Below are 26,911 nucleotides of genomic sequence, written 5' to 3'. Positions count from 1 at the left end.
GGATATAATGGGAAAGAATTTACAATACGTTAAGTTTACTCAGATAAACTTGAGTGATCATTTTTTTGATTCGTTAAGAGAAGATTATGTTGGATTTGAAGATTGGTTTCATAAAAAGGCTGAAGAATTTGCCTATGTTCATTACGATAAAGAAAGTAATCTTGATGGTTTTTTATATGTAAAACTTGATGGTACATATATTAATGATGTTGAGCCTGTGATCAAGTCTGAGAAAATTGTTAAAATTGGTACTTTTAAAATAAATCCACATGGGACAAGACTTGGAGAACGTTTTATCAAATCTGCTCTTGATTATGCTATTGAAGAAAAAGCATCAGTGTGTTATGTAACCATCTTTGAAAAACATTCTGCATTAATTTCATTGCTTCAAAAGTATGGTTTTCAAAAGTACGGTGTTAAAAAGTCTTCTAATGGAGAAGAACTAGTATTACTAAAGGAACTTACAAATACTACTGGGAATGTCATTACAGATTACCCTCTAATTAATACCAATAGTAAAAGAAAATTTTTATTAAGTATATATCCAAATTATCATACAGTGATGTTCCCAGATTCAATGTTAAACAATGAAAGCTCTACCATGTTAAAAGATGTTCCATATACTAATTCTATTCATAAAATCTATATTTGTAGAATGGAAGGAGTTGATAGCTTACAAAATGGAGATATTATTATTGTTTACAGAACAGCAGAGGCTGGAAAAAATGCTGAATATTCATCTGTTGTAACTTCTGTGTGCATAGTTGAAACTGTTAAAAGCCAAAATGAATTTAAGGATTTTGAAGATTTTTATAGGTATGCATGTACTTATAGTGTATTTGATAAGGACGATTTATCAAAATGGTATAAGAAAGGAAATTGTATAGCTATTAATATGACTTATAATTGTGCTTTTAAGAAGAGAATTACAAGACATGAGTTAATAGAATCACTTGGATTACCAAGGAGCAATTATTGGGGTTTTATGAAAGTGACAGATGAACAGTTTAGTCAAATATTAAAAGTTGGTGAGGTAAATGAAAGCATTATTATCAATTAAGCCTGTATTTGTAGAGGAAATAATTACAGGTGCGAAAAGGTTTGAATATCGGAAAAAAATTTTTAAGAAAAACGTGGATACTGTTATAATATATGCGAGCATGCCAATCGGTAAAATTATAGGAGAATTTACTGTAGGAGAAATAATTAATAAATCGCCTGATGAAGTATGGTCTGAGACTAAAGAGTACTCTGGAATATCATTAGAATTCTTCAATGAGTATTTTCAAGGTAGAGATAAAGCTTATGCGATTCAAATAAAGGAATTCTATAGATATGAAAAACCGATAGATCCTTATGAAAAATCAAGTAATTTTGTACCACCTCAATCATTTAAATATATTGAGGATAATCAAATGGAATTATTGCTTGTTAATTAAAAGAAAAGCACTTACTTTATTGTAGGTGCTTTTTTCATCCCAAAACAATACGAAAGGAAGTGAGCCTGATGGCAAAGTTAACAGAAAAGCAAAAGTTATTCATAGATGAGTACCTGGTAGATCTAAATGCCACCAGAGCTTACAGATCTGTTTATAAGAATGTAAAGAATGATGAAACTGCAGCTTCAGCTAGTGCTAGAATGTTAAGAAATGTTAAGGTTGCAGAATATGTAAACCAAAGAATGAAAGACCGTGAAAAGCGAACTGAAATCACCCAAGACAAGGTTCTTAGCGAGCTTGCAGCAATAGCATTCGCAAATGGCTCTGATTTTGCTAAGGTTGTAATGAAAAAAGGTCGTAATCAACAAGGTGAAGAAATAGAATATCAAGATGTCGAACTCGAACTGACAGATAATCTACCAGTTGATAAGAAGAAAGCTATTGCAAGCATCAAGATGGGAAAGAACGGTGTTGAGATTGCTACATGTGATAAGGTTAAGGCTTTGGAACTTCTAGGTAGACATTTGGGTATGTTTAAGGACAAGCTAGAGGTATCTGGTTTAGAGAAAGAGGTATCAAAGCTAGATAATATTCTTATGCAGATGCGTGGTGATCCAAGTGAGTGATCAAACGTTAATACTATCAGATAAATATAAAACGTTTATACGATATGATGCTCCAGTAGAGTTCCTAGAAGGTACAACAGCCGCAGGGAAAACTACTGTGGGCATTTTTAAGTTTATGCTTAAGGTTGCTGCATCTTCAAAGAAGTATCATATCATTGCAGCTAAGGATACAGGTACCGCAGAAAAGAATATAATCAATAAGGACCTTGGTATTATTGATGATTTTGGAATACTCACAGAATACAATGGGAATGGTACGAAAGATGAGAAGATACCACATATTCTCTATCATACTAGCCAAGGTGATAAAGTAGTATATGTCATGGGTTATGGTGATAAAAAGAAATGGCAAAAGGCATTAGGTGGACAGTATGGTTGCTTATACATTGATGAAGTTAACACAGCAGATATTGATTTTGTACGAGAAGCAGCAATGCGTTGTGATTACTTCATGGCAACACTTAATCCAGATGATCCAAACTTACCAGTGTACAAAGAGTATATAAATTGTAGTAGACCATTACCAGATTATAAAGATGATGCACCTATAGAAATAAATGAGATGTTAAGCGAAGAACCAAAGCCCGGTTGGGTTCATTGGTTCTTTTCTTTTGACCATAATTGGGGACTTCCAAAGGAGAAAATAGAACAGATTAAATTGAATGTGCCGAAAGGGACAAAGCTATGGAAGAATAAGATTCTTGGATTACGAGGAAGAGCCACAGGTATGGTATTTGTGAACTTTGATAGAAAGAGGCATGTTAAGTCAAAGGAATGGGCAAAGCAGTTCATTCAGAAAGACCGACATCAAGAGGAATACTTTACAATATTCACAAGTGGACTTGATACAGCTTATTCGCAAGAATCACCGGATACGATTGCAATGTCGTTTTCAGGTATCACAAACAAAGGCAGATACATATTGCTAGATGAAAAGGCTTATAACAATGCAAACTTAGAAAATCCAATAGCACCATCTGATACAGTCGTCAATTACATTGAATTCTTAGAACGTAATAGAAAAGAGTGGGGATTTGCAAAGAACGTATTTGTTGACAGTGCAGATCAAGCTACATTAACCGAGTTTGTAAAGTACAAGAGAATGCATAATGAATGCCTTTATATATTTAACAATGCTTATAAAAAGATTGAAATTATAGACCGTATTAATTTACAGTTAGGCTGGTTGTCTTTCGATGAAGAGAAGGGCAGAGAGCCTTATTTTTATGTGGTTGATACTTGTAAGGTATTTATAAATGAGTGTGAGGTCTATTCATGGTTAGAGGATAAAGATAACACTCCTGAGGACCGTAACGATCATATGATTAACAGTACACAGTATGGCTGGATTCCATATAGAGATAAGATAGGAGTTGAGAGAAAATGAGGTGGCTGAGTAATATGAGTGATGCAATTAGATCAGGCATTAAAACATGGCTTAGAATACAGCCAGCTACGGTTAGTAGTATACAGATTCAAGAGACACTGGATTATGAAGGAAATGCAATTAAAAACCGTATATGGTATCGAGGAGATAGTGAAGAGTTATCTCAATTGTACAAGCAGATACCAGGAGATAGGACAAGATTTTGGGCGGCAGTACCAACAGTTGGCATGGAGATACGTAAGATTCATGTTGGATTACCATCTGTTATTGTAGATACATTAGCTGATATTGTAGTGGCAGATATGAACGACATTACACTAGATTTAAGGCAAGATGAATGGGAAACTATCGCAGAAGAAAACAATTTCAACGAGCTGATATCCGATGCAATAACAACGACCCTTTATATTGGTGATGGAGCCTTCAAGATATCATTTGATTCAGCTATAAGCAGCTATCCAATAATTGAGTTTTATCCTGGCGATAAGATAGATATTATATATGATCGTGGCCGTGTGAAAGCGGTTGTATTTAAAACCGTGTATAATCATAAGTCACAAGAGTATGTTCTATTTGAGATATATGGAAAGGGATATATCAATTATGTATTGACTAAAAACGAAAGAGAATGCGATATAAAATCTATTCCTGAAACAGCAAATTTGGTTAATGTAACATGGCAAGACAAATTCATGATGGCATTACCTCTTAAGTTCTTTAAATCTTCCAAGTGGCAAGGCAGAGGAAGGTCAATATTTGATAGTAAGTGCGATGCCTTTGACAGTTTAGATGAATCATGGAGCCAATGGCTTGATGCACTCAGAGCAAACAGGACAAAGGAATATATACCAGAGAACATGCTACCGAGGAATCCTTATACTGGAGAAATACTTAGACCTAATGCATTTGATAATAGGTATATCAAGACAGATGCATCAATGGGTGAAACTAGTAAGAATGAGATATCATTGCAGCAAGGTGAAATACCTCATGAAAGTTACTTAAGTACTTATATAACAGCTTTAGACTTATGCCTGCAAGGCTTAATATCTCCTAGTACCTTAGGAATAGATGTTAAAAAGCTAGACAACGCAGAAGCGCAGAGAGAAAAGGAAAAAGCTACTCTTTACACCCGTAATAAGATTGTTGATGTGCTTCAAAATACATTGCCGAAGCTTATTAATATTACGATGATGGCATATGACACTTATAAAAAGGTACCAATAAAAGAATTAGAGGTTGAAGTACCCTTTGGAGAGTATGCAAACCCATCATTTGAGAGTCAGGTAGAGACCGTTGGTAAAGGTAAACAATATGGAATTATGAGTATAGAGGCATCTGTTGAAGAACTGTATGGTGATAGCAAAGACGATGATTGGAAGGCTGAGGAGGTAGCAAGGTTAAAAGCAGAACAAGGTATTACTGATCTAGAAGAACCGAGTGTTAATCAAGAGATGAGTATTGTTGGTGAAACAATGATGGGAGGTTCACAATTTGAAAGTAAAGATAATGAAGAAACTGTATCAAATGAGTAATAAAGAATACGAGGGTCTTTTGAAGGTGGCATCTGAACAGGTGCCCTTTGGTATTTATGCAGTTGAAAAGACTGGTTATGCAGAACTCCTTAATATACATTGTAGTAGTAAAACAGAATTGAAGGCGAGAAAAAGAGCATTTAAGCAGCAAGGTTTCAGAGTTTTATGCAATGGAGTGTGATTTGATTGAATGAATATGATATTGAAGAAGCATTTCAAGAGATAGAGGAAGAACTTATAAATTCTATGATTCGGAATATGAAGAGGCATAGAGTAGAGGAAGTTAAGGAGGGGATTGAATGGGAGCAATGGCAAGTAAAACAGTTGCAAGCATTAGAACGATATAAACGAGAAAATAGAAAACGATTTGAAAGTAAATTTTCCGACATAAACTCAAAGATGGAAGATATGATTCGTAAGTCCAGAGAGATGGGGAATATGGATCAAGAAATAGAGCTACTAGAAATGATGAAAAAAGGTTTGTTCGGTAATTTTGTTCCCAAAATTTCGGAGACAGTAGCAGAGTTCTTTCGATTAAATGATAGAAAACTAGAAGCCTTAGTCAAAGCTACAAAAGAAAATATGGTTAAGGCAGAGACAGCAATGCTACGTATGGCAAATGACCAGTATAGAAAAATCATCTTTAATGCACAGGTATATGCTAACACAAGCGCAGGAACATATGAAAAGGCTGTGGATATGGCAACAAAGGATTTCCTTAGTAGGGGGATTAATTGTATTGAATATGCAAACGGTGCAAGAGTCAGTATTGATGCATATGCCAAAATGGCAATACAAACAGCTAATAAACGAGCTTATCTAGCTGGTGAGGGAGAGAAACGCAAAGAATGGGGAATTAGTACGGTTATTATGAATAAACGTGGTGCTGCTTGTCCTAAATGTGTGAAATTTGCAGGAAAGGTACTAATAGATGATGTATGGAGTGGTGGAAGTGCCAAAGATGGTAAATATCCACTTATGAGTGCAGCAATACAAAAGGGGTTGTATCATCCCCATTGCAAGGATAAACATACAACATACTTTGAAGGGATATCAGAAGAACCTAAACCCTTATCTAAGTCAGAAATAGAGTTAAATAGTAAGCAATATACAATACAGCAGAAACAAAGGTATTATGAAAGGCAAGTCCGTAAGTACAAACGTTTAGAAGAATGTTCTCTTGATGAGGAAAATAGGATAAAATACAGAGAAAAACGAATTGAGTGGCAGAATAAGAACAAAATATTAGTTAATGAACATAAGGATATTCTTAGAGAGAACTACGAAGCTTATCGGACCAGAGGAGTAAAGCAAAAGCCAAAAGATAATGTTGTAAATCATAATAAAGATGATATAATTAATAATAAGATAGTCGAATTTAAGAAAAAACTAGAAAATGGTGAAGTAAACACTAAGATAAAATGGAATAAGCAAAAAGAACATGTACTAGGGAGTAAAGAATGGAAAAAAAGAGTACAAGACGATATTCGACTTGGTAAGACACCTGCAAGTTCATTTCTCAAAGAAATTGATTATAATGAATTGATTACTACTAATCTTGGTAAAGGTAAAATTGTTTTTACTAATGATAAAAACCTATATCCAAAAGAATATATTCAAAATGATGAAGTTATAGGAAGAGTATTTAACGTTGGTACTGGTAGGTATGAGGTTACTAGAAGATTTGCTATACATTATTCAAATAAGGGAATTCATGCACACCCAGTTAAAGAGAAGGAGTGATGAAATGGTAAGAAAGCATGATGTATTTACTGATATAGAAATAAATTCTAATGCAAAGAAAAAAACTACATTATTATTAGTAAATGGTGAGGTTATTACAGGAGTAAGCCATGGAGTAGAGCCAGCATATGATGATGATGGTGAGGAATTAGATTTTGAATATCTAGTATTCTCTGTAGATAATGAAAATCAAGATAGGTTTTTGAAACTTGATGATATTAAAAAAATAGTATAAATACCACCAACCAAATAAATGGTTAGGTGGTATTTTTATACTCAAAAACAGGCACTTACTACGGTAGGTGCTTTTTATATGGTCCAAAACTTTATGACCTAATCAAAAACTGTAGGAAGCTGACGAGCATAAACGGAAAGGAGTTTAATTATGTTTAAAATGCCAATGAACTTACAATTATTCGCCGAAGGTGGCGAAGGTGGTAACGGTGACCAAAACACTGGAAATCAACAAAACCAACAACAAGCAGGCCAACAACAGAATCAAACTGCTGGTATTGATTATGATAAAATCCAAGCCATGTTAGATACTGCAACGGCCAAGAAAGAAAATGCTGTGCTTAAGTCTTACTTTCAACAGCAAGGTATGACAGAAGAAGAAGCAAGACAGGCTATTGAAGCTTATAAGGTTAATAAGCAGAGTCAACAGCCTGATGTTTCTAAAATTCAAGCACAGTTACAACAGGCACAAGCATTAGCAAGTCAGGCAGAAATCGAAAAGCTAGCAACGATTGAGGCTATTGGACTTGGAATTGATGTTAAGACAGTGCCATATGTTCTAAAAATGGCTGACTTAAGTACTGTTAAGGGCGATGATGGCAAAGTAAATCAAGAGACATTGAAAAATGCCTTAAATAAGGTGTTGGAAGATGTACCAGCACTAAAGCCAACTAACCAAGGGAATGTAGGTTTCCAGATTGGTGGAAATGGACAGCAAGATCAGCAATCAAACAATAACGACAATATTAGAAAAATGTTTGGTTTGAAACCAAAACAATAAATTACAAGAAAAGAGGATGAAGCATGAATAATATTGAATTATCTACTATTTACCTTCCGATGCTTGATGAAGTATATCAGGCAGAATCTAAAACATCTATTTTAGATGGAGATGAAACAACCGTTCAAAAAGGAAACAATGGAGAAATCAAAATTGCTAAATTAAGCATGGATGCGCTAGGTGACTTCGACCGTGCATCTGGTTACACAAAAGGTTCCACATCATTTGTATGGGAAACAGTAAAGTATGATAAAGAACGTTCTCAGGATTTAAGAATCGACAGATTAGATAACGAGGAAGCATTAGCTATGCCATTTGCTAAGTTATCAAGCGAATTCTTAAGAACAAAGGTAATTCCTGAAACTGATGCTGCACGTATTGCAAAATTATGTTCTGCATCTGGAATTACGACAAAAGCAGAGACGTTAGACAGTGGTGAAGATGTAGTGGCAGCCTTAAGAGCTTGTACTTCTAAAATGGATGAGGACGAGGTGCCGGCAGAAAATCGTATCTTATTTATTACACCTACATTAAAAGGTGCAATTGATGATCTTGATACCACTAAGTCTAAAAAAGTACTTGAAAAATTTTCAACAATCATTGAAGTGCCATCAAGACGTATGTACACAGCAATTACGTTAAAAGATGGAAAGACAGGTTATGGTTATACTAAGGCAGAGGCTGCAAAAGATGTAAACTTCTTATGTGTTGAAAAATCAGCAGCGGTCACAGCCATGGACCAGTACATTAAATATTTTACACCAGATCAAGACCAAGAAGGAGATTCTCACGTATTTAAGTACCGTAATAATAATCTTTATGGACACGTATACGAGAATAAAACGGCTGGTATCTATGTGTCTCACACATTATAGTGAGGTGTTACTATGGCAAATACAACAATAGGGTTAACGTTCCCTAAAGAAGAAAATAAACCGAAATCTACGAAGCAGACTAAGTCTAGTAAAGAGTAGGTGGTGATTACTGGTGGCATACGAACCATATGCAACACTGAGAGATTATAATACTTATGGATATGATGTTATCTCAGATGGTAAATTAGAAAAACGATTAAAACAAGCGAGCCGACATATTGACTCGCTTACTTTTAATCGAATCATAGGTAAAGGATTTGATAATCTTACATCTTTTCAGCAAGAAATTGTTAAGGAATGTACATGCGAACTAGCTAATTTTGAGTATGAGAATGAAGATGTTATTCAATCAGTGCTACAAAATTACAGTATTAATGGTGTTTCAATGTCATTCGGTTCTTCTTGGAATGTGATGGTACAAAATGGTGTTGCAATCATGCGTACCACATATGCTAAGTTGATGCAGACAGGACTTTGTAGTCTATCATTAAGGTGGTGATTGTATGAAATATCCTTGCTTAATTGAAAAAAGACTGTGTAATACAGATATACACATTGAGTTGGAACAGGAAGGCCTTAATAAATACGGTGAACCCTTAGAGACAATAACCATTGATACAAAATGTAATTATCAAGATACCACTAAGACAGTGCTAACAGATGAAAAAAAGCTAGTACAACTTAGTGGTATTGCTTTATTCTCAGGAGATATTGCTCCAACATTACCAACGATTAGTGGTGGAACGGTAAAGATACATGGAGTTGAAAGAAACATATTCCAAGGTACCAAAGCACGTAATCCAGACGGTACCGTTAATTATTGTGAATTGAGGTTGATATAATGAAAGTGTCATCAAAAGTAACAATTGATACAGCAAAGATAAGGGCATTGGCTAAGGCACAAATTATAGCACTAGAGCAAACAACTGCGGCATTAAATACACAGGTAGAGCAAGATCAAGTAATGCCATATGGAGATACTGGAAAGCTACAAGGAGATACATTTGTAGATACAAAAGATAGTAGTAAGGGAAGAGTAAGCATAGTTACACCAGGGCCATATGCAAGGCGGTTATATTATCATCCCGAATATAATTTCAGGCACCATGAAAATCCAAATGCAAAAGGAAAATGGTATGAAGATTATGTTGACGATGGAAAGAAGGCAGACTTTTGTAGGAATACATTTAAGAAAATATATAAGAGGGTGACAGGTGTATGATTGGTTTAGCTGATGTACGAGATTATATTGCAACGCTTAGTTTAACAAAAGATGAAAATGTGTATTCTGGTAAGTTAGATAATAAGAAGGATAAATCTATTGGAATATATAATCTAAAACAAAATACAGGAGCAAGAATATGTCTGGGAGGTTTAGAAAGTACTCCTTACAGAATAAAACCTATTAGTATTCTGGTTCACTGGAATAAAAGCCAACGTGATACAGAAAAAGTTTCTATGCAACTATATGAATTATTGCAAAATAGTAGCAAAATTCAAATCAATAATGAAAAAGTAAGTTACATTAAAATGCTTTCAGATGAGCCTATCGATGTTGGTACAGATGATAGTGGAGTCTATGAAAGTGTAATACAGATTGAAATTTATTATGAAAGGTAGGTAAAAGGTATGAGTGAAGCAAATAAAACAGTGTACCCTGTATACAATAATAAATTCAAAATTGGAATTAATGGATTAGCCAGTACAGATGAGAATATGACAATTATAGCAGGTTTAGAAAACTTCGCTCCTTCAATTGATGGTGGAGTAGAAGAATGGAATGCTATGGAAGCCGAAGGGTGGGGAGATGCGATGATGACAAGTAAGAAGTTATCCTTCTCGTTCACTGGTAAACGAGTTTATGGTGATGCAGGAAATGATTATATTGGTGATTTAGCTTGGAAGAGTGGCAATGATGTAGTTAGTAAGTTTGAGTGGGAATTCCCTAACGGTGCTAAGGTTAAATGTAATGTTGTTATTAATGTTACAGTGCCAGGAGGTGGTGATTCTACTGCAGTTGATGGGCTTGAATTTGAAATCTTATGTAAGGGTAAGCCAGAGTATACACCTGCACCATCTGAATGAAGTGACGAATCTTCTGATACTACAGAAGAACCAGAACAAATAGTGAATGAAACAGAATAGATCATTGAGGGCAAGGAATAATCCTTGTCCTTTTTCAGTATAAGGAGTGAAGTTACGTATGGCAAAAGTAGTTGATATTACAGAAAAACTTAATTTCGAAGAAAGTCCAAAGTTAAAAATTAAAGGAAAAGAATTAACAGTAAATGATGACGCACCAACCATGTTAAAGGTTATGCAGTTGATGGGCGGAGAGGCAAGCATTAACGAGATCACGCAAGCCTATGAGTTAATGTTTGGAGAAAAGGAACGTAAGACAATTGAATCATTAGGTCTAAATTTTAATGACTTTGTAATTGTAATACAAAGTGCAGTTGAGCTAATTACAGGTGAAACAGCGGGGGAGTAGGAGATCCCTTTTATGATTTATATGAGGACTGGGATTTGATTGTATCATCTTTCCAATCACAGTATGGGATTCGTCTTTATTCTCAGACGTTTAAAGAAATGAAGTGGGATGAATTCTCAGCATTATTAAAAGGAATTAGTCCAGATACTCCATTAGGCAAAATAGTAGAAATACGTTCAGAAAATAATAAGGATACGTTAAAGTATTTTACTAAACAACAACATAAACTTCGAAATGAGTGGAGAAGTAAAAACATAAGAAAAATAGAAATGGATAAGAAGACATTCGATGAGGCGATGAAGGCTTGGGAGAATGTCTTTGTATCTATGGCTAAGAGGTGATTTTATTAATGAGGAACAATTAAGTAAAGTAGAGTGCCCTTATTGTGGATATAAGATGCCTATTCGCTATAGTAAAGAAGCTATAGCGAGAGGGGTATTTGTTCAGTGTAAGGGAAGAAACTGTAAAAAATATTTTGAGATTAAGATAAGTGTCAAGTAGAGCCATTATGAGCCGATGACCTTGTATCACGAGGTTGGTGGAATAGTATGGCTGAAAGTGTTGGTGAAATTGGTCTTGATTTGGTTGTAAACCAGAATGGATTTAATAAGCAACTACAAGGAATAACAGGATTGGCGAAGAAAGCAGGGGCAACAATAGCCGCTGCTTTCGCTGTTAAGAAGCTTGTTGATTTTAGCAAACAATGTATTGAACTAGGTTCTGATTTAGCAGAGGTGCAAAATGTAGTAGATGTTACTTTTACTACAATGAGTAAAAAGGTTGATGAGTTTGCCAAGAGTGCAGCATTTTCTTTTGGTCTTAGTGAGACAATGGCTAAGAAATATACTGGTACTTTGGGAGCAATGGCAAAGGCATTTGGTTTTTCGGAATCTGCAGCTTATGAAATGAGTACTACTCTTACTGGCTTGGCTGGTGATGTTGCATCTTTCTATAATATTACACAAGATGAAGCCTATACTAAGTTAAAATCGGTATTCACTGGTGAGACAGAAAGTCTTAAGGATTTAGGTGTTGTAATGACGCAAAGTGCGTTAGATGCATATGCGCTTGCTAATGGATTTGGTAAGACAATAGCTAAGATGAGTGAAGCGGAAAAGGTTGCCTTACGATATGCATTTGTACAGAATCAATTGGCTACAGCAAGTGGAGACTTTGCACGCACAAGTGGTGGTTGGGCCAATCAAGTTAGACTTCTTTCACTACAATTTGATTCATTAAAAGCAAGTATAGGACAGGGATTAATCAATGCGTTCTTACCAGTTATTAAAGTAATGAATGTATTGCTTGGAAAGATACAGTCCGTTGCGACAGCGTTTGCAAATCTCACAGCGAAAGTATTTGGAAAGGCGCAATCATCTGCATCCGGTGTAGCTGAAACAGTAGGAGATGTTGGGACAGCAATATCAGATACAACAAGCGATGCGGTATCTGGTGTAGGGGATTCTGCAAAGGCAGCAACAGAAGCAGCTAAAAAGACAAAAAGTGCAGCAACATCTATAGATGAATTAAATATTGTTTCTGATGATTCGTCAGACAGTTCTGGTGGAGGAGGAACTGGATCAGGAGTTGGAGGAGCCATTGGCAGTGGATTAGAAGAAGTACCAGGAGCAGTTGAAGAAGAAATCGAAACGCCAATGGAAAAAGCATTGACTAGGATTCAAAAGTTGGTTAATGATATTGGAAAGTCTTTTACAGAAGGTTTTACTTCTAGGTTTGAGAAGATAAATTTTCAACCATTATTAAGTGGATTAGATAGTATCAAGGAATCTTTCAATAATATATTTACGGATGTAGATGTAACGAATGCAGCAAGAGACTTTGTAATGCAGTTGTCCAGTAATATAGGAGGCAATTTAGCAAATTTTATATCAATTGGAAATTCAATTGCGACGAATTTAGTTGTTGGATTAGCGAATTATTTGCAGAATAATACAGATTTCATTAAAGAACGATTTGTTAGTATGTTCAATAGTGGCACAAGTTTTTTGCAAATACAAATGGAGTTCAACGACTTCCTTACAGAATTATTTACTATAATAACTGGTGATGCTGGAATACAAATAACGGAAAGTATTATATCTGTGTTTTCGAACTCTTTATTAGCGATAGGTGATTTGTTTTTACGATTTTCTACGGACTACGCAAGTATGGTTATTAATCCAATCCTTGAGAACAAGGCAGATATTGAAGAAGCAATTATAAGTACTTTAGATCCAGTAGCGAAGGTATGTAAGACAATTGCCGATGCGATCAATGATACCTGGGGAAAAGTATTTGAGGTATATGATACTTATGTAAAGCCAGCTTTTGATAACTTCTCATCTGGTATATCTAAAATTGTTAAGGCTGTACTTGATGCGTACAACAATAATTTTGCTCCAGTATTCAATAACTTAGCTGATAAATTCAATACGCTAGTAAGTGAACATCTTCAACCATTGATTGATAAATTTGTTGAATTTGCAGGGAAGGTTGTATGGGCCATAAGCGAGATTTGGGATAAGACTTTGTCTCCATTTATTGCATGGTTTATTGCTAATGTGATACCTTCTATAGCACCAGTGATTGATACGCTTGGAACAATCATTATGAACCTATACACGATAATATCTGAAATGATAAGTAGTACAATTAATATATTATTGAATATTATTGATTTTATTGTTGCAGTATTTACTGGGAATTGGGAGGCTGCATGGACAGCAATTAAGGATATTATCGCAAGTATATTTGATGCTATTAAGAATGTTGTATTTACTACTTGGACAGCAATTCAAGATAATATAACAACAGTTATTAATGCGATTAAAACAGTAATAACAACAGTATTTAATGCAATTAAGACGTTTATATCTACTATATTGAATGCAATCAAAACTTTGTTCTCTAGTATATGGAACGGAATAAAGACTACTGTTACAAACGTAGTTACAGGTTTAAAAAGTTCTGTTATAAGCATTATAGATGCAATGAAAACAGGTATTAGCACAGCATTAGGAAATATTAAAAGTAAGTTTGTTACAGTATTTACTACAATAAAAGATACAGTAAGTGGTATTTTAACTGGGTTGTGGAACAACATTAAGGGAGTTATAAATTCAATACTTAGTGGTATTGAAAAGATGGCGAATGGTGTAATAAAGGGCATAAATTCTGTTATTAATGCATTGAATAATCTTAGTTTTGATTTACCAGATTGGTTACCTGGTGATTTAGGTGGTAAGTCATTGGGATTTAACATACCATCATTGAGTACAATTACAATTCCAAAGCTTGCGCAAGGTGGTTATGTTAAGGCAAATACACCACAATTAGCTATGATTGGTGATAATAGACATCAAGGAGAAGTTGTTGCTCCAGAAGATAAGCTACTGGAAATGGCCTTGAAGGCTGTAGAACTGAGTAAAGATGATAGTAATGGATCAAATGAATTGTTGAGATTAATCCTAGAGATGTTGAAAGAAATCTTAGCGGCTATCTTAGGGATAGAAGTTACTGCAGAAGTTGATGGAAGAACATTATTAACTATGATTAGGAATGAGGAAGCACGTGGTGGATATAGTATGTCACGATAGAAGGGAGTGAATGACGTGGCTAATGGAAAGATGATAAAGATTAACGGTAAGTCATTCCCTTCCCCTGATAAGGGACTAGGATTTGAAGTGGCTACGTATGTTAATGCAGGTAAAAATGCAAATGGAGAATTCGTTGGTCAAAAGATAGGGAGAGATCAGTACAAGATTGATGGCTTGCAATGGTATATGTTAGATGCTACTACATGGTCAGCAATACTCAAAGAATTTGACAAATTCGTAGTCACAGTTACGTTTCCGGATATGGTGAAAAATGAGATGATCACACTGCAGATGTATCCTGGTAACCGAACAGCACAGCCGGAAACTGTGGATAAGAATGGAATGCCTACAACGTATAAACAGTGCAAGGTTAATATAATTGATTGTGGTAGGTGATAAGATTTGAAAGATGTAAGTAAAGAGTATCAGGAATCTATGAAAGCAGCATTAAGAAATCAATCATATCTTAGTGTGAATATAGGAGTAATTAATCAGCAAGCGCAATCTACAGCATTCGTTGAGAATCAAAACGGATTATACTTATCGAATTATGATATTTTTGGTACGAAATCTAGAAGATTCTATTATGCAACATTTGAAAAAGATTTCTTAAAGCTAGATGGAAGTAAGTTAATTCCACCACATGAATATATAGAGAATTCTACTCTGGGGTATATTTCAAATTCTCTTGTAGGAGAAGAAGGACAGATGCTACATATCGTATTTGCGGATGTAGCATCTGTTACTGTAAAAGGGCTAACCATAACATTTGGTCAATATTATCCGGTAACATTTGAAATCATAACGAATCAAGATCATGTGGTTATTCAAGATAATACATCAGAAATATATGAGACTGATTATGTGTTTGAGAAAGCAGAGTATTTTATTATCAAGGCAACCAAGATGCAACACGAAAACAATCGGTTACGAATAGAACGAATACTATTCGGGATTGGTGTTGTATTTGATAACAGTAATATAAAGTCAGCAACAATTAAAAACTATGTATCCCCTATTAGTGATGATGTTCCACAGATTGATTTCAATGTAACTATAGATAATACGTTGCAAGATTACAATATTGAAAATAAAACAAGTACAATGAACTATTTAGAGACAGGACAGCAACTAGATGTACAGTATGGATACCAGGTAAATGAAAATAGAGTTGAATGGTTTAAACTTGCTACGCTGTATCTTAAAACTTGGTCTGCAGATGAAACTACCGCCAAATTTACTGCAGTTGATGTTATGGAAGGTTGGGATAAAGTATATAACAAAGGTAAGTATTATGAGGAGGGAATAACCTTATATGATTTGGCTGAGTTAGTACTGAAGGACCTTGGAATTGAAGATGCCAAGTATGATATAGATCCGTATTTAAGAAATGTTATAGTTAGTAACCCAATGCCAAAAGTTAAACACAAAGAAGCACTACAAATTATAGCGAATGCAGGTCGTTGTAACCTAATTATTGATGAGGATTCCAATATAATTTTAAAGACATCTTTTATACCAGACGTAACAATAAGTTCAAATGATGAACATAGAGTTAGTTCGATAGAGAATGTAATATTAGAGAATTACAATCCTGTTAAGTATGCAAGTATGGACCAGAATTGTATTACCTTAGATGAAACTTTTAAAATTGCACCAAGTGATGGAGATGTAACAGATACCATGTTTGTAAGCAATGAGATATCAAATGAAAAGGGAGTGTTTACTAACAACCCTATTATCTCAATAACGTTAGAAGCAGCGTATACAAGTGTAGGATTACGCATGATATTTGAAGGGAATCTTCCGAATGGATTAATTCTCAAGACATATAAAGAAAATCAACTAATTACAACGTATGAGATGCTAGGTAATGAGCTAAAGCCTATTACGGATATAGGTCAGAAATTCATTGATTTTGACACTATGACAATTGAATTTCTCGGAACTGTAGCACCAAATAGTAGAGTAAGATTATCAAAATTTTTCTTTGGGAAGTTTACAGATTATACAATCGAATATATCGATTTACTAAAATCTCCTAAAGGCACATTGCTTGATAAGATAAAAGATGTATATGTAGAAAAAATGATCTATAGTCAATCAAATGAAGGAATAAAGCAACTTAGTAAGCAGTCCTATGCTTTAAACAGTGAGAATAATGTTGTTACCATAGAGTTTAATAATCCATCATATGGATACGCAGTCGAATGCATCGAAGATTATACAATCTCAATAATTAATAGTGGAGCATATTTTATACAATTGCAAGTAGAAGGTTTAGAAGCATCATACAAAGCAATTGAAGTTACTGTTAATGGTTACGAGTATGTTAAGACATCATTAACAGTAGGTAAGACAATTGGGACAAGGGGGTATACAAAGACTTGGAGTAACCCACTTGTAAGCTCAGATGTATTAGCGAATAATCTACTAGATTGGATAAGCAGTTATTATGCTGCAGATAAGCAATATGAATTGTCCTATCGTGGTGATCCAGCACTTGAAGCAGGAGATATATTCTATATTAATACTACGCAGATTGATAATGCTAAAGCAAAAGTTTATGAGCATTCCATGACGTTTAATGGAGCAATAACCGGTAATATCAAGGCAAGGAGGGAAGTAGATGTTTAATACACCAAAAACAGACTGGAAGGCAGAGGATTATTTTAATATTGAAGATTACAACCGAATCAAAAATAACTTAGCATATTTAAAGGAGTATTCGTTAGAGATATATAACGAATATGAAATTAAAGATATGGGTTCTGATGTGACATATAGTGATCTTCCTTATGCAGAAATGATCAATGCTATTGAAGATAATCTTGAAACGATTGCAAAAAATACTGTCAATGTAGATATTGGTGAAACAAGAAATTATTCCGATAATGACTATTTTCCTAATCATGAAGAAATAAACCGTATCGAATCTGGAATTCTAAAAATCTATAACTACTTGTATGGGCAATATCACGGGCGGAATAAGCTAAGGTTTAAATTAAATATGAAAGGGGTGCTGTAGATGGCATTAAAAGCAAATTACAAGGACGATATATTCTCTGGTGCAAGGAAGTATATGCAGGTGAATAATGCTGACAATACAAAGAGTTTCTTAGATGTTACAGAGTATAGCCAAGAGGGGGATTATTTTGGTGCAAATGAAGTGAATGAGATGGCGGCAGAGATTAACAGAATAGCAGAGGAGTTCCCAAGTAAAGATATATACCTAACTATATCAAATAATTGGGAAGGGAGTACTGCTCCGTATACACAAAATATAACTGTAGACGGTATCTTAAGTACGGACAATCCAATAGTAGATGTTATTTTATCAGACTCACTAGATACTGCTATACTAGAAGAAAAAGCATGGGGAAATATAAGCAAGATAGTAACTAATGATGGAAGTATTACAGCTATATGTAATAAAAAGAAACCCGTAACGGGAGTTAGAATTCAATTAAAGGTGGTGAGATAAGATGGGAGAAGCATTTCTAGTACGAAAAGGTGGTGGAGTAGATGCATCTGATGCAACTGCTATTGAGTCAGACATCATATCGGGTAAAACAGCTTACATTGATGATAGTGGCGAAGCTAAAGTGGGAACAATGCCGATTGTATACCCTACGGTTCAAGACCACTTACAAGCAGTTGCAGATCCTGTTTATGGAACGTTTTCAAGTGATAAGCCAACGCAACCGTATCTATACACAAGGATAAAGACAGATGGGCAGCCCAATACTGTAGCTTATACTGGTGTAAACTGGGTAAGAACAGAAGAAAGTAAAGTTGCTAATGTTGTAGGTCTAACAGCAGATAAAATAACAAAAGGTAATACTATTTTAGGGGTTACTGGTACAGGTAGTTCTAATGTCTTTGACTTTCCATTATCAATCCAAGACTCACAACCTACACCAGTAAAATCTGGTCATATATGGGTAAAGTCAAGTACTTTAGCTTCTAAGATAACTTATATGTCAATACAAGAATCACTGTGGGCTGGTACACCAAACAACTCACTACAGTTTGTAGTAGGAGAAACAGCATATAATTATATATACATGAAGGAAACTAAGAGACTGACAAGTGGTGGAAATGATATTACTACAGAGAATAGGCAGAATAATGGTGGTTTGCAAGAATGGATTGTATGTAGTAGTACTAGTCCTGTAGTTGAGTATAAGCTGAGTAGACCAATGGTTTACAGTACTGTAAACGGTGTATTAGATATTGAAACAGCCTATATGTGGAATGGTAGTGCATGGGTACTGTTGTGTCAAAAGGGGAATTATCTTGCAGTTGACACTGGAACGAGTAGCATGGCAATATACAATAATAATGGAAATTCACTTGCATATCACAGTGAAACAAAAATTGACTCTAGAGATGGTCATTTTAGTGGAGATGGAACATACTATGCTTCTTATGGAGGTGTATTAAAAAGAACTGGTGATGTTTTCACTAAATACTTTGATATACCGAGAAATATGACTTTGTATGATGATTCGTATAGTGTTTCTGGTGTATCTATATCGGCAGATGGCATGACATTAGGTGTTACATATTATGGTTACGGTTCTAATGGCAAATACAATTATGCTCTTGTAGTATACAAAAATAATGGGAGTACATTCAATGTATTAGATACCATCTCGATAGGTATAGATTATACTGGTGGCAGTGACATGCAAGTAGTGACAAATGCAAATGGAACTGCTATAGCTGTCTGCTATCGGAATGGTAATACAGGTAATAGCATATGCATTGTATTCATAGATGGCAATAATTGTACTAAAGTTAATTGTGGTGCTCCAGCAGTTGGTGGTTATTTTGGGGCTTGGGATAAAATAAATTGCATGTGGTTGCATGGAAATCAAATATACATTAAAGGCTCTGCTACTGGTGGTTCATCTAAAGACCAAGGGATATTTATAAATACTCTTGATTTCACCAATAAAACTGTAGCAGTTAATGGAAGAAAACTCTCTATGGACACCACCTCGTATTATTCGCCTAAACATAATCATTGTGTTAGTACAAAAGATGGAGGTCTGTACTATGTTATACCAAGTTCATCAGATGTTGTCACATTGTATTATTATAACATATCTAACAACTCAATCTACAGCCTTATTACAGCAAGAAAATATGAGTATTGCTATGGTGTAGCAGTAAACTTAACTAACGATAGGCTAGCAATTCTAGGAAAGACATCTTCCTCTTCTAACAATTATTATCTAGACTACTACTCATTGTCTAGAGATGATAATGCAAAGACTTTAACATTGACAGAATTACAGAGACTCACATACTCTAATTCTTCTTCTGGCTATGGTATGAGTTTCTGCCCACATTAGAAAAAGGAGGTTTTACTGTGTTTTATTATAAATATGACCCTGATAGTTATATTATCCTTAGCAAATATTCAGAAGAAACAAAAGGAGAAAACATCGCAATCTGTGACCAAGATTTTGATTTGCTCTTATGCGATGTTGTTGTAGGATTCTTATCTAATGATGGAGAAATTCTAAGGTATACAAAGAAAATAAAAAGTGTAGAGGTTATAGAATCTCTACTCAATGATATAAAATTAAACCAAATAGAGTCTGAAATTGATATAGACTATCGTTTATCATTAATTGAATTAGGACTTGCTTAAACAACGAAAGGAGAAAAAAACATGAACACATTTAACAATTTAAAAACAATTGCAACATTAAAAAGAAAGTCACCAGAGGAAATCATGAATTTAGCAGATATTTTTCTTATGAACGAACGTATCACAGCAGAGCAATATCAAGAATTAGTAAAACTATTAGAAAGTAAATAGGAACAACTAAAATTAATCGTACATCAATTAGGGCACCTTACAGGGTGTCTTTTTTGATGGCATCATGAGGATTCAGCAAAAAAATTAGGAACCATGATGGTTCCTATAAAAAAGAGGGAGGTTTATGAAAAAGATCTATCTATATTAAAAGGTTATTAGCTTCCTTCGATATATTAATAATAACAATAAAATATGTAGTAAGTATGGAACGTTAGTGAAGAATATGTGAACGTACTGAAAATATTTTGAGCCGAGAGGCTCTTTTTTGTTGTAATGTCGCAACAAAGGAAAGGATGGAAAATATGAAAATTGAAAAAGTAAATGTTTTGGGTGGGGCTATAATTTCATTGTTAACAGCGATTCTAGGACAATATTGGTTTCTGTTTGCTGGATTTTTATTTCTCAACGTAGTAGATTACGTAACTGGGTGGATTAAAGCAAAGTATTGGAAACATAACGAATCGAGCGCAATAGGAGCAAAGGGGATAGTTAAAAAGGTATTTTACTGGTTGATTATTATGATTGCATTCTTTATATCATATTGTTTTGTTCAAATGGGAGATATGTTAGGCATCAACTTGGCTTTTGTACAACTTTTTGGTTGGTTTACACTTGCAACATACATTATTAATGAGATCAGAAGTATTATTGAGAATGGTGTAGAGATGGGATACAACGTACCAAAGTTTCTTATCACTGGCTTAGATATTACACAGAAATTGTTAGATGCACAGACTAAATTAGAGGAAAGCGATGGTGAGAAAAATGAGTAATACAGCACAATGCAGAGACATAGAGGAACTAAATCCGCTGTGTCAGATATTATTAAACAAGGCACTGGAAGAAATCAAAGCGAAAGACATCAATCCTCTTGTAGTGGAAACGTATAGGAGTCAGGTCAGACAAAATTATTTGTATTGCCAAGGTAGAACAATTACGCAAGCTACAACCAAAGGCATTACTACTACATTTGCTAAGGCTTATTGTAATCCAAACGCACAAAAAGTAACTTGGACTTTAACGAGTATACATACTCAACGTAATGCTGTTGATGTTGTGCCGCAGCGAAAAGTAAACGGGAAAATGACTGCTATTTGGAACGCAAATGATAGTGAGACTAAGAAGATCATCAAGATTATGAAGAAGTACGGATTTGAGGCAGGAGCAAATTGGACAAGTAACCCTGATAGCCCACATTTTCAAATAAAAGGTGTTTCTGTTATTGCTAAATCATATAGTGCAAGTAATACAAATACTTATATCACTAAGATGATCCAGAAGGCACTTAATGAAAAGATTAATGCCAATTTAATAGTTGATGGTAAATGGGGAGCGAATACAACCAAGGCAGTCAATAAGTTCAGAAGTCAATTCAGTTGGAAAGAAGATGGCAAAGTTGGGGTAGAAACTGTGAAGAAGTTATTAGGTTAGTTGGTTTTTTGTCAACTTAAAAAAACGGGAATGAACTGTTGAAGCAATCCATTCCCTCAAAAAATATTTTTAATCGTGTATTAAGTTTATCGTAGTTAGGTTAGAAATTCAACAATTAGCTTCTTTAAAGTTTTTTTTGAGTGGTATGATGTGCACATAGATAGGTATTTATTTATGATTCGATTGATAAACTGTATGTCTATGGATTGCCCTGGGTAGATAGCTACAATAATTACACCTCCTATTTTGGGATATAATCTTATACCATAACAAAATAGATTAGATTAATATATTGACACAGTATGGTATAATTATAGTAAGATGTAGTGTTCTATATAGATTCTACAAGGAGGATGTGTATGGAAATAGATGAGGAGTATGATTATGTAATAGTTTATTCAAAAAATTGGGAGAATAATATTACTACATATAATCTATTGAATGAGCTTTTTGGAAAACTACTTAATAATAGTAAAAAAAAATTTTTGTTAAATTTTAGCGAAGTAACATTTATTTCTGCAAACATATTAGCAATATTAGGTGCGATACTTGAATATACATTAATTAAGAAAAGGCATAAAGTAGCTTTTGCAAACATTAGACCAAATGTAAAGAAAATTATGCAAAAAAATGGTTTTCATAAATATTTTAAGTGGGAGGTTGTTGAGGATACATATCATACTACAATAGAGTATAGGGTGTTTAAAGCAAATACTAACAAATTAGTTGAGTTTGAAAAGTATATACTATTAAATATTTTTAATAGAGATGAATTACCGATTATGTCTTCAAGCGTACAGGATCGAATTGTCGATAATTTTTTGGAGATTTTTAATAATGTTATTGACCATGCTGAAAGCAAGTATGTTTACGTATGTGGCCAATATTTTTATAGTAAAAAAAAATTAGTGTTTACAATTGTTGATATTGGAAAGACTATTGAAGAAAATGTAAATGAGTATTTGGGAGATGAGTCAAAAAAAATTAGTAATACTATCGAATGGGCTATTAAATTAGGTAATTCAACTAAGGCACAAAGCGCACCAGGTGGTTTAGGATTTGGTATGATACTTGATTTTTTGAGAAAAAATAAGGGGAGTTTCATAATAGTATCAGGAAATGAAAGTTATGAACTTAATAATTCGAAAGAAAGATTTGGAAAACTTGATAATATATTTTATGGGACTATAGTCACTATTTCATTCAATTTAGATGATGATTTTTCTTATATATTAATTGATGATGATATTATTGAATTATAGGAGGAAATATGGGAATTGTTAGAGTTAATGTAAGTGAAGTTATTAATAGCCCGTCTGCTCTAACTAGGGAGCAAGGGGAAAAGGTTTATAATTGTATTGTTAATAACATTAAATTAGAAAACAGTGTTATATTAGATTTTAATCAGATAGAAAGTATAATAACACCATTTCTTAATGTTGCTATTGGTAAGTTGTATGGAGATTATCCAAGTGATACTATAAAGAAATATTTGGAGATTATAAACATACCAAATGGTAAAGCAGCTTCATTTAATATAGTTATTAGAAATGCAAAATCATACTATGGTAATACAATAGGATACGAGAATGCTATAAATAATACGTTTGAAAATGAAAAAGGGTAAGAAGATGGAAAAAAATAAAATCGATATAAAGAAATTTTCGCCTACAAAGAATGACAAGTTTATTTTTGATACAAATGTTTTGATTAACTTGTTTTATCCCCTAGATTTTAAAAACCATACGAATACAGAATCTTATGCAAAATTATGGGAGGAGATAAATGCTAGAAATTTAAAGGTGTTAATAACATCGATACAATTATCAGAATTTATTAATCGTTGCATAAGGTTTCAGTATAATTTATACCAGGAAGATATAAATAGGCAGATTGAATACAAGAGAGAGTATAGAGAAACAGAAAACTACAGAGAATGTATGACAGATATTTTACAAGTTGTAGAAGATCAAATATGCAAAAGATTCGATTTTATTGATGATGGATTTAGTAAAATGGATAAAAAGAAAATATTTGTATATGGTTTTTCTTATGATTTTAATGATGCTTTATTGGTTCAAGTAGCTAAACAAAATGAAGCAATTTTAGTTACTGATGATGCAGATTATGCAAACTATAGTGAACCAGTAAAAATTGTAACAACAAATAGAAAATTGCTTATGTTTACATAATTTTTTGAATCTATAAATAAAGAGGAATAAAAGCTAGAGCGTGCTCTAGCTTTTACTGTATTTTTAACAGATATAAATAAAAAATTTTTTTAATAGTTCGTTCCCTGCAAAAAAATATTAAATATATTAACAATTAGAAAAAAGGTACAAGCTGTGTTAAGCAAGTGCCTTTGTAGAATAATCAAATTATATGGCAAATCTAATGGCAAATAAATATAAAATATAAAAAATATAGTGTAATTATTATTAGATATAGTATGATTAATAAAAACCAGTGGAAATCTACAATTTACAATGTTTTTGGACTATAATAAGATATAAAAAAATACATATTAATATAAGAAGAAACTCTTCAAGTCAAACCGCAGGTCGTGGGTTCAAATCCTACTGCCCCTGTCATGAAAGCCTTGTAAACTTCGTGTTTACAAGGCTTTAGTTTATTTATTCACCATAAAGCCAAGTATTTTCTGCGATTAAAAGTTGTCGATCTAATTCACTAAATGAGGAATAAGAGTATCGAGGTAATGTACATACACCACAATCTCTGTCAAAAGTATTATACATTTTACGACCACAAATCATACATTCACTGGAGCAGTAAACAAATTTTCGTGCTTTTGTGTTGTAGAAGTGTTTGTATAACACATTATCAATTTCACCCATTTGGTTATTATGGGTAACTATGTAAAGTCGCCATCTTTTATAATCATTATAAGCTATATTTGCCGCTTCTTCTGATAATCTAAATAGATTCACTACATCCCTATAATTTTTACAAGAGTATTGTATAGCTATACGTGGTGCTAGGATATTACTAGCAAAAATATTAGCGGAAAATTCATCCTCTGAATTAAGTAATATATGACCCAGCTCATGCATTAAAGAAAATCTGATTCTTGTCTCAGGTTTTTCATCATTATAAAAGATACTTTTCTTCTCACGTATTGTAACAGCATCATCGCTAAGTAAGAAGCAAGCATTCCTTTTGGCATTTGAAAGAGAGGAATACTTTATAAGTTTATAATCAAAATTGTGTATTATTTTATGGCAATCTACAGGGAATGATTTGATCTTACAAAATGTAATTGCTGAACAAACGGTCTTTAATATTTCTTGAAAATCTATAGTAATCAGCCTTCTTCCTCATCATCTGATAATATAATTTGCGCAAGTTTCATTTTTTCGGCTTGTGAAAGATTATTTTTACTACGTGTATATACAGTAAGTAGATCTTTATAAGAATTAATTATATTCGTGCTATCTTCAATTGTATCATCAAAATCATCTAATGAAAGCCCCAATACTCGAGCAATCGCTTTTAATGTTTCAAGTTTTGGATCTTTTGTCACGCCACTAAGTATTTTGTCTAATGTGCCTTTAGGCACTCCTGATCGTTCTGCTAATTCAGCGGTTGTAAGTCCTAGCTTCTTTTTATACTCTTCTATAATCTCTAAGCCCATTTCACATTCCTCCTTTTTATATATCTATATTATCACCGTTAACGGATATAGTCAAGAAAAATATTTCCGTTACAATCCACAAATTATCCATTAACGGAAAAAATATTCAAAAAATATATTGACTATATCCGTTAAAGGGTATAACATATACAACATAATATCCGTTAACGGAAAAGGAAGGAGTTGTGTTAGTGTACAGAATACTTAAAGCAGAGATGGTAAGAGCTAATATATCAATCAAACAGCTTTCAATGAAGTTAGATATTACAGAAAGAAGCCTCAGAAATAAAATAAATGGTGTAACAGAATTTACATTATCAGAATCATTAAGGATTAATGAAGTAATGAACGAAAAAACGAAGTTAAATATTTCCTTAGAAGATTTATTTGAAAGATAAGGACATGTTTAATTTATGGAGGGATAGAAAATGCTACAAGTAGTATTTGGCAATGATGATATTAGCAAGAGTCATAAGAATGGGCTGTGCTTATTAAAGGTAATTATTCATGACATACATAGCAATCCAAGTAAAAACGAGATTTTTGCTAAGAGAGATTCTTATTCAGAAAATTGATACAAAATGAAGATCAATACTAATAAACGTAGAATGTGAGGTGCCTTATGACGGAGATGGAATTAAAACAATATAGAATCATAATTAAGGAAATTCAAGATTTAGATAAAAGAATTAACCAGCTATATGATAAGGAAATTGGAGCTGTGGCAACTAGGGTAAAGGGATCGTCTAGGACATTTCCTTATAGGGAAGTACGGACAAGCGTAATAGTTGATAATCCAATAGAAGTAGCTGCTAGAGATAGGCTGATTGCTTCTAGAAAGAAGAAGAAAGAACAGTTGCAAAACATAGCGCTTGAAATAGAGCAGTATGTAGATGATATAGAAGATAGTGAGCTACGGTTGATATTCAAATATAGGTTTATGGATGGTATGAAACTAAATGATATTGCTGAAGAAGTAAGCCTTGATCGCAGTGTAATTGGTAAGAAGATTCGTAAGTACATTGATTTGCCCCCATTGCCCCATAAAGCAGTGTTATAATTATAATAGATCATATAGAACAGCAATCAATAACAAAGTGACGGTTGTAATAAAGGGTGGCCTCCTTATCGTCTATACTATGAGAAGCTTCATCTTCTAGTAAATATAATATTGATAGCAAACTGTACAGTGAAATAATGTTAGCTGATTGGAATCTACAAACAGTTAATAAAGAACATGATCTTAATTATTTATAATAAATTGATTCAAGATATCTAGAACATG

The 26,911-nt window shown here is 33.6% G+C and carries 35 protein-coding genes and 1 pseudogene; 34 read left to right on the top strand and 2 right to left on the bottom strand.

Annotation, left to right across the window (positions count from 1 at the left end):
• Positions 1-7 precede the first annotated feature (7 nt).
• The 31 genes and pseudogenes from BUB90_RS20185 (at position 8) to BUB90_RS20040 (ending at position 24,166) form a co-directional block, all read left to right on the top strand.
• Positions 8-1,060: an N-acetyltransferase gene (locus tag BUB90_RS20185; protein WP_073290836.1), complete on the top strand. Its 1,053-nt coding sequence runs from the start codon at positions 8-10 to the stop codon at positions 1,058-1,060.
• Positions 1,038-1,439: an ASCH domain-containing protein gene (locus tag BUB90_RS20180; protein ID WP_073290833.1), complete on the top strand. Its 402-nt coding sequence runs from the start codon at positions 1,038-1,040 to the stop codon at positions 1,437-1,439. The genes BUB90_RS20185 and BUB90_RS20180 overlap by 23 nt, the downstream gene beginning before the upstream one ends.
• A 68-nt stretch (positions 1,440-1,507) precedes the next feature.
• Complete coding sequence (locus tag BUB90_RS20175) at positions 1,508-2,065, top strand: terminase small subunit (RefSeq protein WP_073290830.1); 558 nt, start codon at positions 1,508-1,510, stop codon at positions 2,063-2,065.
• Positions 2,058-3,452 carry a terminase gene (locus BUB90_RS20170; RefSeq protein WP_073290828.1) on the top strand — a complete coding sequence of 465 codons (1,395 nt, stop codon included), beginning with the start codon at positions 2,058-2,060 and terminating at the stop codon, positions 3,450-3,452. Before BUB90_RS20175 ends, BUB90_RS20170 begins: the two co-directional genes overlap by 8 nt.
• A gap of 14 nt (positions 3,453-3,466) precedes the next feature.
• A complete protein-coding gene (locus BUB90_RS20165; protein WP_073290908.1) occupies positions 3,467-4,987 on the top strand; it encodes a capsid protein in 1,521 nt (506 codons plus the stop codon).
• On the top strand, positions 4,947-5,168 hold the full coding sequence (locus BUB90_RS20160; protein ID WP_242952580.1) for a hypothetical protein: 222 nt from the start codon (positions 4,947-4,949) through the stop codon (positions 5,166-5,168). Before BUB90_RS20165 ends, BUB90_RS20160 begins: the two co-directional genes overlap by 41 nt.
• 5 nt (positions 5,169-5,173) lie before the next feature.
• Positions 5,174-6,730: a phage minor capsid protein gene (locus tag BUB90_RS24065; RefSeq protein WP_073290826.1), complete on the top strand. Its 1,557-nt coding sequence runs from the start codon at positions 5,174-5,176 to the stop codon at positions 6,728-6,730.
• 4 nt (positions 6,731-6,734) lie between these two features.
• A complete protein-coding gene (locus tag BUB90_RS20150; protein ID WP_073290824.1) occupies positions 6,735-6,965 on the top strand; it encodes a hypothetical protein in 231 nt (76 codons plus the stop codon).
• 150 nt (positions 6,966-7,115) lie between these two features.
• Positions 7,116-7,745: a hypothetical protein gene (locus BUB90_RS20145; RefSeq protein ID WP_073290815.1), complete on the top strand. Its 630-nt coding sequence runs from the start codon at positions 7,116-7,118 to the stop codon at positions 7,743-7,745.
• Positions 7,746-7,768: 23 nt separating this feature from the next.
• The gene (locus BUB90_RS20140) at positions 7,769-8,620 is read left to right on the top strand and encodes a hypothetical protein (protein ID WP_073290813.1); all 852 of its coding nucleotides are present in this window, start codon (positions 7,769-7,771) and stop codon (positions 8,618-8,620) included.
• A gap of 112 nt (positions 8,621-8,732) precedes the next feature.
• Entirely contained in the window at positions 8,733-9,119 is a 387-nt protein-coding gene (locus BUB90_RS20135) for a head-tail connector protein (RefSeq protein WP_073290810.1), read from the top strand.
• A gap of 4 nt (positions 9,120-9,123) precedes the next feature.
• Entirely contained in the window at positions 9,124-9,462 is a 339-nt protein-coding gene (locus BUB90_RS20130) for a hypothetical protein (RefSeq protein WP_073290808.1), read from the top strand.
• Entirely contained in the window at positions 9,462-9,842 is a 381-nt protein-coding gene (locus BUB90_RS20125) for a hypothetical protein (RefSeq protein WP_073290805.1), read from the top strand. The genes BUB90_RS20130 and BUB90_RS20125 overlap by 1 nt, the downstream gene beginning before the upstream one ends.
• On the top strand, positions 9,839-10,240 hold the full coding sequence (locus BUB90_RS20120) for a minor capsid protein (protein ID WP_073290803.1): 402 nt from the start codon (positions 9,839-9,841) through the stop codon (positions 10,238-10,240). Before BUB90_RS20125 ends, BUB90_RS20120 begins: the two co-directional genes overlap by 4 nt.
• 9 nt (positions 10,241-10,249) lie before the next feature.
• Complete coding sequence (locus tag BUB90_RS20115) at positions 10,250-10,705, top strand: phage tail tube protein (RefSeq protein ID WP_073290801.1); 456 nt, start codon at positions 10,250-10,252, stop codon at positions 10,703-10,705.
• Between the two features lie 118 nt (positions 10,706-10,823).
• The gene (locus BUB90_RS20110; RefSeq protein WP_073290798.1) at positions 10,824-11,111 is read left to right on the top strand and encodes a hypothetical protein; all 288 of its coding nucleotides are present in this window, start codon (positions 10,824-10,826) and stop codon (positions 11,109-11,111) included.
• 14 nt (positions 11,112-11,125) lie between these two features.
• Positions 11,126-11,452: pseudogene (locus tag BUB90_RS20105) on the top strand (Gp15 family bacteriophage protein); the annotation flags it as partial.
• Positions 11,430-11,612 (top strand): hypothetical protein, encoded by a 183-nt coding sequence (locus BUB90_RS20100; protein ID WP_073290793.1) that lies wholly within the window; start codon positions 11,430-11,432, stop codon positions 11,610-11,612. The pseudogene BUB90_RS20105 and the gene BUB90_RS20100, both read left to right, overlap by 23 nt.
• A gap of 47 nt (positions 11,613-11,659) precedes the next feature.
• On the top strand, positions 11,660-14,707 hold the full coding sequence (locus tag BUB90_RS20095) for a phage tail protein (RefSeq protein WP_073290791.1): 3,048 nt from the start codon (positions 11,660-11,662) through the stop codon (positions 14,705-14,707).
• A 30-nt stretch (positions 14,708-14,737) separates the two neighbouring features.
• A complete protein-coding gene (locus tag BUB90_RS20090; protein WP_073290906.1) occupies positions 14,738-15,103 on the top strand; it encodes a hypothetical protein in 366 nt (121 codons plus the stop codon).
• A 6-nt stretch (positions 15,104-15,109) separates the two neighbouring features.
• A complete protein-coding gene (locus BUB90_RS20085; protein WP_073290789.1) occupies positions 15,110-17,344 on the top strand; it encodes a hypothetical protein in 2,235 nt (744 codons plus the stop codon).
• Positions 17,337-17,735 carry a hypothetical protein gene (locus tag BUB90_RS20080; protein WP_073290787.1) on the top strand — a complete coding sequence of 133 codons (399 nt, stop codon included), beginning with the start codon at positions 17,337-17,339 and terminating at the stop codon, positions 17,733-17,735. The genes BUB90_RS20085 and BUB90_RS20080 overlap by 8 nt, the downstream gene beginning before the upstream one ends.
• The gene (locus tag BUB90_RS20075) at positions 17,736-18,191 is read left to right on the top strand and encodes a hypothetical protein (RefSeq protein ID WP_073290784.1); all 456 of its coding nucleotides are present in this window, start codon (positions 17,736-17,738) and stop codon (positions 18,189-18,191) included.
• A 1-nt stretch (position 18,192) separates the two neighbouring features.
• On the top strand, positions 18,193-20,070 hold the full coding sequence (locus BUB90_RS20070; protein ID WP_073290782.1) for a hypothetical protein: 1,878 nt from the start codon (positions 18,193-18,195) through the stop codon (positions 20,068-20,070).
• Between the two features lie 17 nt (positions 20,071-20,087).
• On the top strand, positions 20,088-20,372 hold the full coding sequence (locus BUB90_RS20065; protein ID WP_073290780.1) for a hypothetical protein: 285 nt from the start codon (positions 20,088-20,090) through the stop codon (positions 20,370-20,372).
• A 21-nt stretch (positions 20,373-20,393) separates the two neighbouring features.
• Positions 20,394-20,543, top strand: coding sequence for a hypothetical protein (locus BUB90_RS23670; RefSeq protein ID WP_170865545.1), 150 nt, complete (start codon positions 20,394-20,396; stop codon positions 20,541-20,543).
• Positions 20,544-20,845: 302 nt separating this feature from the next.
• A complete protein-coding gene (locus tag BUB90_RS20060; protein WP_170865544.1) occupies positions 20,846-21,316 on the top strand; it encodes a phage holin family protein in 471 nt (156 codons plus the stop codon).
• On the top strand, positions 21,297-21,974 hold the full coding sequence (locus BUB90_RS20055; protein ID WP_073290774.1) for a M15 family metallopeptidase: 678 nt from the start codon (positions 21,297-21,299) through the stop codon (positions 21,972-21,974). The genes BUB90_RS20060 and BUB90_RS20055 overlap by 20 nt, the downstream gene beginning before the upstream one ends.
• Before the next feature lie 359 nt (positions 21,975-22,333).
• A complete protein-coding gene (locus BUB90_RS20050; RefSeq protein ID WP_073290772.1) occupies positions 22,334-23,236 on the top strand; it encodes an STAS domain-containing protein in 903 nt (300 codons plus the stop codon).
• 8 nt (positions 23,237-23,244) lie between these two features.
• Positions 23,245-23,601, top strand: coding sequence for an STAS-like domain-containing protein (locus tag BUB90_RS20045; RefSeq protein WP_073290770.1), 357 nt, complete (start codon positions 23,245-23,247; stop codon positions 23,599-23,601).
• A 4-nt stretch (positions 23,602-23,605) separates the two neighbouring features.
• Positions 23,606-24,166 carry a type II toxin-antitoxin system VapC family toxin gene (locus tag BUB90_RS20040; RefSeq protein WP_170865543.1) on the top strand — a complete coding sequence of 187 codons (561 nt, stop codon included), beginning with the start codon at positions 23,606-23,608 and terminating at the stop codon, positions 24,164-24,166.
• 441 nt (positions 24,167-24,607) lie between these two features.
• On the opposite strand, the gene BUB90_RS24495 is transcribed toward BUB90_RS20040, so the two are convergent.
• A complete protein-coding gene (locus tag BUB90_RS24495) occupies positions 24,608-25,111 on the bottom strand; it encodes an ImmA/IrrE family metallo-endopeptidase (protein WP_408605969.1) in 504 nt (167 codons plus the stop codon).
• Between the two features lie 185 nt (positions 25,112-25,296).
• Positions 25,297-25,626 carry a helix-turn-helix domain-containing protein gene (locus BUB90_RS20030; protein ID WP_073290764.1) on the bottom strand — a complete coding sequence of 110 codons (330 nt, stop codon included), beginning with the start codon at positions 25,624-25,626 and terminating at the stop codon, positions 25,297-25,299.
• A gap of 191 nt (positions 25,627-25,817) precedes the next feature.
• On the opposite strand from BUB90_RS20030, the gene BUB90_RS20025 reads away from it, so the two are divergent.
• From BUB90_RS20025 to BUB90_RS20020, 3 genes are read left to right on the top strand one after another with little or no spacing between them, the layout of a single operon-like run.
• Positions 25,818-26,024 (top strand): DUF6471 domain-containing protein, encoded by a 207-nt coding sequence (locus BUB90_RS20025; protein ID WP_073290762.1) that lies wholly within the window; start codon positions 25,818-25,820, stop codon positions 26,022-26,024.
• Between the two features lie 30 nt (positions 26,025-26,054).
• Entirely contained in the window at positions 26,055-26,201 is a 147-nt protein-coding gene (locus tag BUB90_RS23665) for a hypothetical protein (RefSeq protein WP_170865542.1), read from the top strand.
• Between the two features lie 47 nt (positions 26,202-26,248).
• Positions 26,249-26,686, top strand: a complete 438-nt coding sequence (locus BUB90_RS20020) for a hypothetical protein (RefSeq protein ID WP_073290760.1) — start codon at positions 26,249-26,251, stop codon at positions 26,684-26,686.
• Positions 26,687-26,911 lie beyond the last annotated feature (225 nt).

Source organism: Anaerosporobacter mobilis DSM 15930 (genome assembly GCF_900142955.1).
Classification (GTDB): Bacteria; Bacillota; Clostridia; order Lachnospirales; family Lachnospiraceae; genus Anaerosporobacter; species Anaerosporobacter mobilis.
This window is presented reverse-complemented; position numbering and strand designations above follow the sequence as displayed.

Coding starts and splice junctions, on each gene's coding strand:
- BUB90_RS20180 (WP_073290833.1), top strand. CDS start 1,038: ATGAAAGCATTATTATCAATTAAGCCTGTATTTGTAGAGGAAATAATT.
- BUB90_RS20130 (WP_073290808.1), top strand. CDS start 9,124: ATGAAATATCCTTGCTTAATTGAAAAAAGACTGTGTAATACAGATATA.
- BUB90_RS20150 (WP_073290824.1), top strand. CDS start 6,735: ATGGTAAGAAAGCATGATGTATTTACTGATATAGAAATAAATTCTAAT.
- BUB90_RS20075 (WP_073290784.1), top strand. CDS start 17,736: ATGGCATTAAAAGCAAATTACAAGGACGATATATTCTCTGGTGCAAGG.
- BUB90_RS20050 (WP_073290772.1), top strand. CDS start 22,334: ATGGAAATAGATGAGGAGTATGATTATGTAATAGTTTATTCAAAAAAT.
- BUB90_RS20120 (WP_073290803.1), top strand. CDS start 9,839: ATGATTGGTTTAGCTGATGTACGAGATTATATTGCAACGCTTAGTTTA.
- BUB90_RS20175 (WP_073290830.1), top strand. CDS start 1,508: ATGGCAAAGTTAACAGAAAAGCAAAAGTTATTCATAGATGAGTACCTG.
- BUB90_RS20140 (WP_073290813.1), top strand. CDS start 7,769: ATGAATAATATTGAATTATCTACTATTTACCTTCCGATGCTTGATGAA.
- BUB90_RS20090 (WP_073290906.1), top strand. CDS start 14,738: ATGATAAAGATTAACGGTAAGTCATTCCCTTCCCCTGATAAGGGACTA.
- BUB90_RS23670 (WP_170865545.1), top strand. CDS start 20,394: ATGAACACATTTAACAATTTAAAAACAATTGCAACATTAAAAAGAAAG.
- BUB90_RS23665 (WP_170865542.1), top strand. CDS start 26,055: ATGCTACAAGTAGTATTTGGCAATGATGATATTAGCAAGAGTCATAAG.
- BUB90_RS20115 (WP_073290801.1), top strand. CDS start 10,250: ATGAGTGAAGCAAATAAAACAGTGTACCCTGTATACAATAATAAATTC.
- BUB90_RS20080 (WP_073290787.1), top strand. CDS start 17,337: ATGTTTAATACACCAAAAACAGACTGGAAGGCAGAGGATTATTTTAAT.
- BUB90_RS20185 (WP_073290836.1), top strand. CDS start 8: ATGGGAAAGAATTTACAATACGTTAAGTTTACTCAGATAAACTTGAGT.
- BUB90_RS20030 (WP_073290764.1), bottom strand. CDS start 25,626: ATGGGCTTAGAGATTATAGAAGAGTATAAAAAGAAGCTAGGACTTACA.
- BUB90_RS20165 (WP_073290908.1), top strand. CDS start 3,467: ATGAGTGATGCAATTAGATCAGGCATTAAAACATGGCTTAGAATACAG.
- BUB90_RS20095 (WP_073290791.1), top strand. CDS start 11,660: ATGGCTGAAAGTGTTGGTGAAATTGGTCTTGATTTGGTTGTAAACCAG.
- BUB90_RS20125 (WP_073290805.1), top strand. CDS start 9,462: ATGAAAGTGTCATCAAAAGTAACAATTGATACAGCAAAGATAAGGGCA.
- BUB90_RS20040 (WP_170865543.1), top strand. CDS start 23,606: ATGGAAAAAAATAAAATCGATATAAAGAAATTTTCGCCTACAAAGAAT.
- BUB90_RS20110 (WP_073290798.1), top strand. CDS start 10,824: ATGGCAAAAGTAGTTGATATTACAGAAAAACTTAATTTCGAAGAAAGT.
- BUB90_RS20045 (WP_073290770.1), top strand. CDS start 23,245: ATGGGAATTGTTAGAGTTAATGTAAGTGAAGTTATTAATAGCCCGTCT.
- BUB90_RS20055 (WP_073290774.1), top strand. CDS start 21,297: ATGGTGAGAAAAATGAGTAATACAGCACAATGCAGAGACATAGAGGAA.
- BUB90_RS20060 (WP_170865544.1), top strand. CDS start 20,846: ATGAAAATTGAAAAAGTAAATGTTTTGGGTGGGGCTATAATTTCATTG.
- BUB90_RS20070 (WP_073290782.1), top strand. CDS start 18,193: ATGGGAGAAGCATTTCTAGTACGAAAAGGTGGTGGAGTAGATGCATCT.
- BUB90_RS20145 (WP_073290815.1), top strand. CDS start 7,116: ATGTTTAAAATGCCAATGAACTTACAATTATTCGCCGAAGGTGGCGAA.
- BUB90_RS20020 (WP_073290760.1), top strand. CDS start 26,249: ATGACGGAGATGGAATTAAAACAATATAGAATCATAATTAAGGAAATT.